Below are 9,937 nucleotides of genomic sequence, written 5' to 3'. Positions count from 1 at the left end.
GACGGCGGCCAGGACGGCGGCGGTGACGCCCCAGATCACGGCGAGGACCACGGCGGACCAGCCCAGCCCCATCACCGTTCCCAGCGCCCACCAGAGCGCCAGGGACAGGAACAGGAGCACGAAGTGGCCAGCCACGCCGGCGCCGGCCAACATCCCGCCGCCCTTCCCCGCACGGGTGGCGGACTGCTTCAGCTCTACCTTGGCTAGCTCCACCTCCTGGCGCATCAGCGTGGAGATGTCCCGGGTCACGTCTCCGAGCAGGTCACCAAGGGACGTCGTGTCCGCCTTCACATGCGACTCCGAGGCAGCCGGTTCCGGAAACTGGCTGCTCATAGGTGGCGCCCGTCGCCGGTACGGGACGGATCGCCGTCGTACGCCGGCAGACGGTCCCTCAGCGAACCGTCGGTGGCGGTTCCGCCCGGGAGGTTCTGTGTCGACACCGGGCCTGCGGTGCCAGGAAGGGCGGGCTCATCGAAGAACGGGGTCCCTGCTCCGGCCGCGTAGCCGGTCTCCTGGGCGCCGAGCCGTGGAGGCTGCTGCTGCGCTGAAGTCCGGGAAGAACCTGCACCGACGCTGGGGGCGCTGCCTTCAGGTGCTCCTGCGGCCAGGCTCTTGGTCAGCCGGCCTGCCAGGATGCCCGCTCCGGCGGCAAGAAGGAGGAACGTGCCGGGGCGGTTGCGGGCAAAGGTCTTTGCCTCGTTCAGCAGGGAACCAGGATCGCGGGCTTCCAGCCACGACGCCACGGAGGCCGAGCGGTCTCCGGCCTGGCGGATAAGGTCCGTGGCCACACCGGGCTGCTCGGAGGACTCGGCCATAGTGCGGAGTTCGCCGGAAATTGAATGGAGCCCCTGGGCCACCTTCTGCTGCTGCGCCCCGGCCTGGTCCCTGACGTCTGAGGTGGCCTGATGCAGAAGGTCCCTGGCGTTGGTCTTCACCTCGGCGGCGACAACACCGGCTTCCGTCTTGGCGGTTTCGGCGACCTGCTGGGCTGATCCTGCGGCCTGGTGGGCAACATCTGCGGCCTCTTGTTTGGCCGTCTCCGACTTCGACGGTTCGCTGTCGGTTCCGTCCTGGCGCCATTGCTCCTGTGTCATCTTCACTCTCTTTCCAAAAGGTCAGTTGCCGATCATGAACCAGCTCTACCGGCTCCCCAATAGTAAGCATGATTACTAATTAATAGTAAGCACCCTTGCCATCTCTTTGTCCGGGGTTGTCCCCGCGTTGCCCGCCGGACTACTCGTGGGACGCCTCCGGAGTCCCGGTCCGGAAGTTGGTGAGCTTATGGGTGCCGTCGCAGTACGGTTTCAGTGCGGAGGCTCCGCACCGGCATAGTGCGACGGTCTGTCGGCGACGGGGGAGCGGGTCCCCTGACGGCGACACGATTTCGAAGTCTCCCCGGATCAGTAGGGGACCGTCGGGGCAGGCCACGATTGTGGCGGCCGGATCGGCGTCGTTCGTCGGACGTTCGGCTTGCTGCAAGGGTGATACTCCTTCGGTGGCGGATGGCGGATTTTGCCTCAGTCAGGCCCCGGTCAGGCCTCAGTCAGGCCGCGGCCCGGGCAGCTGCGCGCAGCGATGAGCGTCCGTTTTCCCAGGCCTCCATAACGTGGGCGGAGAGCCTGGCATCGATGGCAAGCGCTGCCGTCGCGCCAAGGAAAACATCTGCCAGCAGTTCCGGTTCGGCTTCAACGAGGGCCCCTGCGAGGTCGCGTCCGGCGATTTGCTCGTGGACGGCATCGGCCTCCACGTGTTCGTCAAAGTAATGGGTGACATCGGCCGAACATCCGTGCCGCCGGAACCCGTTGCCGTAGAGCTGGTTGGGCCGGGATGACGTCATTTCGTAGACGGCCAGATGGCCGGCGATGGCTCCGCGCAGCCGGCGGTTCAGGCCGAACAGTGACATCAGGTTGACCGAGACCAAGGTAATGGCAGGGACCACGTCGACGTAGCCGCCGTAGGCGCTGTCCAGCCCCAGTCCACGCATGGTGCGCGCAAACAGTGCACTGTGCATCCTCTCCGGACGGCCGCCGCCGTATTCGTCGGCCTGGATTTCCACCAAGGCTGCTTTGGCGCGGCCGGACAAGCGCGGGATGGCCCACGTGTGCGGATCCGCTTCCTTGAGCTGATAGATCGACTTGTGGATCAGGAATTCCTGGAGCTGCTCCCTGGAGGCATTCTTGGCCACAAAGCGGGACATGCTGGGTCCGTTGTCCCTGCCGGCCAGTTCGAACAGAACGCCGGCTACGCCGTCGCTGTCCAGGTCGTCCAGCGGCGGAAGTTCGACGGCGGCGCGCAGCGCGTCTTCGAACGCATCCTCCAGCAGTTGGCGGACTGTGATCAGGCCCGGATTCCACTCCCACCGTTCGTCCACGCCCTCGATGCCGCCGTAGTGGAGCTCGTAGAGGCAAAACAGGGCGAGCTGCAGATCCTCATCCACGATGATGTCTGCTGTGGATGAGAGTTGCCGGACGGTGGATTCCTGCAACGCGGTCGCGGGTTCGGCATCAACCCCAGGCGTTCCGGCCATGACGGCGAGCAATTTGCTGCTGACGGGCCCTCGGGCCGAAGGGGCTCTCATGGCTCTCCTTGGATTGACAGCGGGGAAGTGTGGTGAGGAAACATGAAGGTATCATAAGCACACTTACTAATTGGGCTCCGCGGCTTCCCCGGTTTCCAACTACAGCCCGAGCTTCCTGCTTCCAACCACAACCTGAAAGGAAGAGATGCTGCTTCTCTTCGGAATTAAGACGGCAATAAAGGCACTGCCCGGCAGGCTTTCGACATGCCGGTACTGTGGGTCCACTGTTGAGCATTACCTTGAGGAGCGGGCTTCCAAGTTCACAGTGTTCTTCATCCCGCTCATCACCCTGTCCCGGAAGTTCCGGATCACCTGTTCCAACTGCGGGCAGCGATCTTCCCTGTCGCGTGGGGGACTGCGGGCGCTATCCCGGTAGGGGCAAAAATGCGGGCGTGCCGTGGCCAAGAAAAAACCGGCTTGCTGACCAGCCCCCAAGGCTGGTCAGCAAGCCGGTTTCGTCCGTTAGGGGTGGCGCACGTCCGGAGATGGTTTGCGCGGCTCGGCGGCCAACGGCTGGCGCGGAAGCTCGATCTGGAAGCCGCAGGCGCACCTTCGGACACGCGTCCGGAGGTATGTCCTCAGCGATGCCCCGGGGATTTGGCGTTCCGTGGAAGCGGTATCAAAAATGCCCCCCAGCCCGGAATCCGGCGCTTTCATGGGTTCTCCGCAGTGGATGTACTCGCCCGTTATGTTGTCGACCAAAACGTCTTCGCCGAGCACCCGCGGGCGGAGCTCGAAACTGATTGACATTTCGCTAGACCAGGACCGGGTAGGTGGCCAGGATGTAGTCTGCGGCGGCTGGCCCCGTCATACGAAGCCGGCTGTCCGAAGGCCGGATGCGGTGGTGCTTCATCGCGGACCAGAATGCGGACCCGGCTGCCGGAATGGACTGGTTGAGAATGCACCAGCTGGTGTACAGCCCGTACAGCTGGTCCTTCCTCAGCGACAAGTCGCCGTCGTGGTCCGGGGCGGTGGCTTCACTCAGGAAGCGGTCAAAATGTGAAACGGCCATGATTGGTTCTTTTCCATGCAGTGCATCATGTGCCGCCATTCGGCTACAGCAGCTACGTTCCAGATCCGTGCACAAGGCCTGAAGCGGTCCACCCTGATCTAAGCGGTAGGTGTGACGTATCCGGAGTTTTGGTGTCTTCAGCGGAATGCATCTACACCGTAGACTCTAGGCGTAGACTACGGGTTAAGCAATAGAGATCACCCAGAAGCGACCGCATGCCGGCTATTCCCGACCAAAGGACCACGACGATGACAGCCCCGCAGGACACTGCCCCCAAAAGACGGCTAAACCGCGAGGTGGTCCTTCAGGCGGCGCTCGAGCTGGTGGATGCCGAGGGCCTTGACGCCCTCAGCATGCGGAGGCTGGGCCAGGCCCTGGACCGCGACCCCATGGGCCTCTACCGCTATGCGGAGAACCGGGCTGATCTGCTGGACGGAATTACCGAACTGGTCCTGAACGAGCTGGCCATCTTCCCGCAGGACCCCGACTGGCAGAGTCAGCTTCGCAGGATCGCCCACGATCTGCGGCTCCTGGCCCTCCGGCATCCCAACGTTGTGCCGTTGCTGGTGACGCGTCCGCTGTCCACCCCGCTGGGCCTGCGGCCGCTGGGGACGTTACGCCCGCTGGAGCAGATTCTGGGCCTGCTCATTGAGGCAGGCTTTGCGCCCAACGACGCCCTCCACGTGTACCGCGCCTACTACGGCTTCCTGTACGGGCACATCCTGAACGAACTTCAGGAGTTCATTGTGGACCCGGACGAAAACGTGGCGCTGCTTCGGCTGGGCCTTCACCGGCTCCCGCCCCGCGAATTCGCCCACCTCCGTGAGTTGGCGCCTGTACTGGCGGACTACGACGGCGCGGTGGAGCTGGATCAGGGAATCAGCATCCTTCTGTCCGGACTTGCCGAGCGGCTAAACCCCCGGGCAGTCGCGCCGGGAGAATAGACGCCGCGTTGGCGTGAGGCGTCCGGATCAGGCCGGATCGAAGTGCGTGCGGATGTCGCCACCCGTGAGGTTGCTGAGCATCTCTTCCGCCACCACGCGCAGCTTCTGGTTACGGTGGCTGGAAACTTTGGTGAGGATGGCCATAGCCTCGGCCTGGGAGCAGCGGTTCTGGCCCATGATCACGCCGCACGCCAGGTCAATCGACGTCCGGCTCTCCATCGCGGCGGTCAGATCCTCCGCCAGCGACTGCGCTGTGCCCAGGCGGACCGCCAGCCGTACGGCACCGCCGGCGATGTCGGCAAACTCCTGAGCTTCCTGGATGACCATGTCCGTGAATACCCCGCCGGAAAACGCGAAGAAGTTCAGTGCAGCCGCCGATTCCTCGCCGAGCTCCAGCGGCACCCCCAGCGTGCCCCGACACCCCTCGGCGGCCAGCGCATCCCGATACACCGGCCAGCGGGGATCCGTCTCCATGTTGCTCAGCAGCACCGGGGACTTGATCCGGAGTGCCTCGATGCAAGGGCCCTCCCCGATGCCCTGCTCGATCCGGTCAAGGGTGAGCGCCCTGGGGCTGCTCCCGGCCACGGTGGCCGTGCGCCGTCGTCGTTTCAGCGTCACTCCGCATTCGACCTTGCTGGACGTCGCCCTGCTCACTGCTGCCGCTGCCATGACGGACAGGCGCTGCAGAAACTCGGCAACATTCTCGGTGCCAATAATATGGTCCTGAAGTTCCAGGACGCGTTCGCGCTCAGGGGAGTTGGCCATGCCTCAATGTAGAGCGCACTCCGGTGCGGAGCAACTGTGCGCGGCGTCTCTTCCTCCCTTTGTGTGGCGGACTTTTCGGCCGAAGCACCTAGAATTGCTGTTTGACCCACGTCGTAAAGTGCCGTTGCACGCTTTGCCGAAAGTCCTGGGGGGACAAACATGCCAGAATCGGCCGATAAGAACGCACGAGCCCATGCAAAAAATGCAGGGCAGCCCCAGACGCGCCGCCGCCGCGACCTCCGTCGCCCGGCCGGTGCGTCTCCGGATGCCCGGACAGGAACCATGCCCGCCGCTGCAACTCCCAACACCAGCCGCACTGCTCCCACCCGGCGGAGTTCCTGGGCAGAAGCGGCCGCCGTCGCCGACGCGCAGGGCGAAGTAGAGTCCGGTCCGGAGGAGGCTCCCGCCGCGGTGCCGTCCCCGGTGCCGGCGTCAGCACCCGCTCTCCCGACGTCGCAGCCGGCCGCCTCCCGCCGGGCCGTTCCCGCGGAACCCAGCACGCCGCCGTCGAACGCTACCGCTGACGAGACCGCCTCCGCTGTTCCCACGCAGCGTGTGGCCTCGCGCCAGGCCGCCAAGCTGGCGGCAGCGGACGCGCCCGTGTCCGACTTCATCACCTCACCGGGTTCCTTTGTCCGCCAACAGAAGCCGCGCCCCCGCGGCGGCTTCCGTGGCGCCCTCTTCGCCATGACCGGCGGAGCCATCAATCTGGGCCCCGGGCCGCGGCAGCGTGAAGAGGACGAACTGGGCCGGCGGATCTCCCGCCAGCTGCAGGGCAGCTACAACACCGCCGTGCTGAGCCTCAAGGGCGGCATCGGCAAGACCTCCACCACCGTGGGCGTGGGCCTGACCCTCGCCGAATTCCGCGGCGACGCCCCGTGCGCCATCGACGCGAACCCGGACTCCGGCGACCTCGTGGAGCGCGCCCTGGGCGAAGGCATCTATCAGCAGGCCAGCCCGCGGACCATCACGGACCTGCTTAAGAACATCGAATCTGTCGATTCCCTCACGGCGCTGGCCCGCTACATGCACCACGCCGGGCGGCTGCACCTGATCGCGGGGGAGCAGGACCCGGAGGTGTCGGACTCGCTCACCGCCGAGGAATACCTCCGCATCCGCAAGCTCATTTCCGGCTACTACTCCGTGGCGTTGACCGACTGCGGCACCGGCGTCACGCACAACGCCATGAGCGGCATCCTGCAGTCCGCCGACAACCTGGTGATCGCCGCCGGGTACGCGGTGAGCGGCGCCAAGCGTGCCCGCAGCACCCTGCAGTGGCTCGCCGGCCACGGTTACGAGGAGCTGGCCCGCAACGCCATCGTGGTGATCACGGACAAGGACGAGGTCTCCTCCCGCGTGGACAAGGACGCCATCGAGGAACACCTCTCCGGCATCTGCCGGCAGCTGATCGCCGTCCCGCACGACCGCGGAGTGGCCGACGGCGACCTGGTCACCCTGGACGTGCTGCGTCCCGAGACCCGCCGCGCCTACAAGGAGATCGCGGCCGCGATTGTGGACGGGTACGTCTAGGCGCTTCCCCTTCCCTGCCTGCCTGCCCAACTAGGTCGCAGTTGATGTCGTTATGGGCGCTCATAACGACATCTGCTGCTACCTAGTTGGGGGAGAGGCGTCCGTCTCCAACCACTCCTGGAACGTCTGGCGTCCGACGGCGGCACCCGGCTTGAGGATGAGGTCGCCGCTGCGCATGGCTTTGCCCATGGAACCGGGGATGAATAGTTTCGCGATCTGCTTCCGCTTGCGGAATTTCTGCAGGTAGGCGCGGACGAGGTCTTCCAGCTCCTCCGCGTGTGGCCCGCCGAGGTCTGCCATGCGGCCAAGCGGCCCTGTCTCTGCGGCATCCACCAGCGCCTCGGCCACCTCCCGCGCCGCGACCGGCTGGGTCCGCATCTGCGGAACAAGCACCAGCGGGCCCAATGAAGCCAAGCCGACGGTCATGGGCACAAACTCGTGGAACTGGGTGGACCTCAGGAGGGTCCAGGGCACACCGCCGTGGCGGACCGAATCCTCCTGCACCAACTTTCCCGCGTACAGCCCTGACGTCGCCGTGTCGATGCCCACAATCGAGAGGGCAAGATGGTGGCGCACTCCGGCCTTCTTCTCGGCAGCCAACAGATTCTGGGTGCTGTTCGTGAAAAAGTCCACGGCCTTCTTGGTCGACCTAGTCTGAATGCCGGAAACGTCGATGACCGTCTCCACACCCCGGAGTGCCTCGTCGAGGCCGCGGCCGGTGACCAGGTCCACGCCGTCTGCACGGCTCAGGCTCACCACCTGATGCCCTCGGTCCCTGGCGATGCTGACCACGTGGTGACCGACAGTTCCGGTTCCCCCGGCAACGGCGATTTTCATAGCGTGCTTCCTTTGCTGGCAGGCAGCCAACCCCGGCAAGAGAAGGGAGTGCGTACTTTCTTACACACGCGATCCTGCCGCAGCATTGAGGCCGGCCTGGACACCACCACCCAGTTCCGCGCCGGCAACAACCTGCCACCGGTCCCGCTCCGGATCGTGTTCCACCACCGCGGACGCCTCCATCCGTCCGGCCTCGTCCAAGGCAAGCAACAGGGCGTCCTCCAGGTTCCGGGCATACTCGAGCCGTTCGGTCAGCGAGCCCCGGAGCTCGCCGTCGTCGATCAGCACGTGGGCCCTGCCGTCCAGGATGACCTTCAGCGCGTAGCCCTGGTCCTCATGAAGGGACCCGCGGGTGGAAGCGATCTCGGTGACCATGCTGCCGCGGACCAGGCTGTTGTTGACCGTGCGTATCCACACTTCGCTCATGGGACGATCCTCCTTTTGGTGAAGGGCACACGTCTAAGTACCCCACAAGGCAAACGGTAGTCCTCGCGAGGCCTTTTGTGACCCCCCAATGTGCGCCGGATTCCCCGCGGTGCCGACGGCGGAACCCGGGCCATAGGATAAATCTGATGACTTCCCCAGATGACCCGCAGCCCTTCAGCCTTCGCAGCATTGCAGTGGCGGCATTCGGGCCCACGCTGCTTTTCAGCATCGGCCAGGGAGCGATTCTTCCGGTGGTGGCGCTCTCCGCCCGGGACCTGGGTGCGTCCGTTGCCGTCGCGGCCCTCATCGTGACCCTGATCGGCCTGGGCTCCTGGTTCTTTAACCTGCCGGCGTCACTGGTGACCCTGAAGTTCGGCGAACGCTGGTCCATCGTGGGCGCCGCCGCTGCCGGAGCGCTGGCGCTCGCAGCCGCCGGGGTGTCCTACCTGATCACCGACGGACTGTGGCTGTTGGCTGTGGCGATGGCCGTCGTCGGAATGGCCGCCAGCGTGTTCGGCCTGGCGCGGCAGAAGTACCTGACCGAGGCCGTCCCTGTGGAGTTCAGGGCCCGTGCGCTCTCCACCCTGGGCGGAACGAACAGGATCGGCGTGTTCATCGGCCCGTTCGTGGGGGCGGCGGTCATGCACTTCTTCGGCATCGGAGGCGCGTACTGGGTGGGCGTGGTGGCCATGGTGGCAGCCGCGATGCTCTCCGTCACCATCCCGGACCTGCAGGTGGCCGGTGGCGGAAGCGGCGCCGACCCCGGCCCGCAGCCCACCCTCCGCGGCGTGGCCGTTTCCCACGCCGGCATCTTCCTGAGCCTGGGCCTTGGCATCCTGCTACTGAGCGCCCTCCGATCATCCCGGCAGGTGGTCATCCCGCTGTGGGCCGACCATCTAGGCATGGACGCCACACAGGCCTCCCTGATCTACGGCCTTTCCGGAGCCATCGACATGCTGGTGTTCTATCCGGCCGGCAAACTCATGGACCGCAAAGGCCGCCAGTGGGTAGCCATTCCCTCCACGCTCATCATGGGCACCTCCTTATTGCTCATCGCGCTCACAGGCAGCTTCACTGGACTACTGCTCGCTGCCCTGCTGATCGGCTTCGGCAACGGCATCAGCTCCGGATTAGTCATGACACTGGGCGCCGACTTCTCCCCGGACCGCGGCCGCGGCCAGTTCCTGGGGCTCTGGCGTTTCATGGCCGACGCCGGATCAACCGGCGGGCCGGTGCTGCTCTCCGGCGTGACTGCCCTCGTCTCGCTGGGGGCGGGCGTGTGGGCCACCGGCGTTCTGGGGTTCGCCGCCGCCGTCGTCTTCGCCATCACGATTCCGCGGCTCAAGCACCGGCGGAACTACTAGCTGACGCAGCAGGACGGCGTGCCGTGCTGGCGGCGGCCGCTCTTACCCGCCAGACTGCCGGTATGACGATTATCGAAAGTTTGGCGCCGTTCACCGGAAGCTGGCAGGGCCACAACTTGCTACGGATCATGCCCACGGACGAGTATCAGGAATCGGTGTCGGCCGCGACCGTCACAGTGACCGCCGGGGCGTTCGTGACCATCGAGTACACGTGGCAGCACGAGGGCAAGCCGCAGAGCGGCCTGCTGCTCCTGGGCTCCGGCCCGGCGGCTGGTGAGGAGGCTGGAACGGCGGCGGGTGAAGAGGAGGACGCGGCGGCAGTATCCGACGTGGGGGACGGGGCGCCGGCGGAAGCGGCCGCCGGAACCCAAGGGGCTAAGCCTCGATCCACCGGTCGGGTTGAGGGTGTAGCGGCGGTTTAAACGGAGAATGCCTGTCGGATCGGGAAAAATGGGGTTTGTCTAGAACTCCGTTTGGCCAA

General features: G+C 65.6%; 13 protein-coding genes. 5 read left to right on the top strand and 8 right to left on the bottom strand.

The window, feature by feature from the left end:
- From J7I79_RS15710 to J7I79_RS15695, 4 genes are all read right to left on the bottom strand, one after another.
- Positions 1-333, bottom strand: a 333-nt coding sequence (locus J7I79_RS15710; protein WP_214954742.1) for a phage holin family protein, incomplete at its 3' end; no start/stop codon positions are given.
- Positions 330-1,094, bottom strand: coding sequence for a hypothetical protein (locus J7I79_RS15705; RefSeq protein WP_311380593.1), 765 nt, complete (start codon positions 1,092-1,094; stop codon positions 330-332). The genes J7I79_RS15710 and J7I79_RS15705, both read right to left, overlap by 4 nt.
- Before the next feature lie 139 nt (positions 1,095-1,233).
- Positions 1,234-1,479, bottom strand: coding sequence for a CDGSH iron-sulfur domain-containing protein (locus J7I79_RS15700; RefSeq protein WP_214954740.1), 246 nt, complete (start codon positions 1,477-1,479; stop codon positions 1,234-1,236).
- A gap of 64 nt (positions 1,480-1,543) precedes the next feature.
- Entirely contained in the window at positions 1,544-2,578 is a 1,035-nt protein-coding gene (locus J7I79_RS15695; RefSeq protein WP_214954738.1) for an iron-containing redox enzyme family protein, read from the bottom strand.
- Between the two features lie 145 nt (positions 2,579-2,723).
- On the opposite strand from J7I79_RS15695, the gene J7I79_RS15690 reads away from it, so the two are divergent.
- On the top strand, positions 2,724-2,954 hold the full coding sequence (locus J7I79_RS15690; protein WP_214954736.1) for a zinc-ribbon domain-containing protein: 231 nt from the start codon (positions 2,724-2,726) through the stop codon (positions 2,952-2,954).
- Between the two features lie 378 nt (positions 2,955-3,332).
- Here the strand turns inward: J7I79_RS15690 and J7I79_RS15685 are convergent, their stop codons facing one another.
- Positions 3,333-3,590: a hypothetical protein gene (locus J7I79_RS15685; RefSeq protein ID WP_214954734.1), complete on the bottom strand. Its 258-nt coding sequence runs from the start codon at positions 3,588-3,590 to the stop codon at positions 3,333-3,335.
- 248 nt (positions 3,591-3,838) lie between these two features.
- Between J7I79_RS15685 and J7I79_RS15680 the strand changes: the two genes are divergently transcribed.
- Entirely contained in the window at positions 3,839-4,534 is a 696-nt protein-coding gene (locus J7I79_RS15680) for a TetR/AcrR family transcriptional regulator C-terminal domain-containing protein (RefSeq protein ID WP_214954732.1), read from the top strand.
- 27 nt (positions 4,535-4,561) lie between these two features.
- On the opposite strand, the gene J7I79_RS15675 is transcribed toward J7I79_RS15680, so the two are convergent.
- Positions 4,562-5,299: a GAF and ANTAR domain-containing protein gene (locus J7I79_RS15675; protein WP_214954730.1), complete on the bottom strand. Its 738-nt coding sequence runs from the start codon at positions 5,297-5,299 to the stop codon at positions 4,562-4,564.
- Positions 5,300-5,581: 282 nt separating this feature from the next.
- Here J7I79_RS15675 and J7I79_RS15670 point away from each other — a divergent pair, with 282 nt between their 5' ends.
- Entirely contained in the window at positions 5,582-6,829 is a 1,248-nt protein-coding gene (locus tag J7I79_RS15670; RefSeq protein WP_251042869.1) for a MinD/ParA family protein, read from the top strand.
- Positions 6,830-6,907: 78 nt separating this feature from the next.
- On the opposite strand, the gene J7I79_RS15665 is transcribed toward J7I79_RS15670, so the two are convergent.
- Both J7I79_RS15665 and J7I79_RS15660 read right to left on the bottom strand, forming a co-directional pair.
- Complete coding sequence (locus J7I79_RS15665) at positions 6,908-7,666, bottom strand: SDR family oxidoreductase (RefSeq protein ID WP_214954726.1); 759 nt, start codon at positions 7,664-7,666, stop codon at positions 6,908-6,910.
- Between the two features lie 60 nt (positions 7,667-7,726).
- Positions 7,727-8,092: a hypothetical protein gene (locus J7I79_RS15660; protein ID WP_251042868.1), complete on the bottom strand. Its 366-nt coding sequence runs from the start codon at positions 8,090-8,092 to the stop codon at positions 7,727-7,729.
- Positions 8,093-8,238: 146 nt separating this feature from the next.
- Between J7I79_RS15660 and J7I79_RS15655 the strand changes: the two genes are divergently transcribed.
- On the top strand, positions 8,239-9,456 hold the full coding sequence (locus J7I79_RS15655) for an MFS transporter (protein ID WP_214954724.1): 1,218 nt from the start codon (positions 8,239-8,241) through the stop codon (positions 9,454-9,456).
- 62 nt (positions 9,457-9,518) lie between these two features.
- Positions 9,519-9,878 (top strand): hypothetical protein, encoded by a 360-nt coding sequence (locus tag J7I79_RS15650; protein ID WP_214954722.1) that lies wholly within the window; start codon positions 9,519-9,521, stop codon positions 9,876-9,878.
- The last annotated feature ends 59 nt before the right edge of the window (positions 9,879-9,937 follow it).

The organism is Arthrobacter sp. ISL-69 (genome assembly GCF_018613775.1).
In the GTDB taxonomy this organism is placed as follows: domain Bacteria; phylum Actinomycetota; class Actinomycetes; order Actinomycetales; family Micrococcaceae; genus Arthrobacter.
The sequence above is the reverse complement of the archived record's forward strand: the minus strand, read 5'-3'. Positions and strand labels throughout refer to the sequence as shown.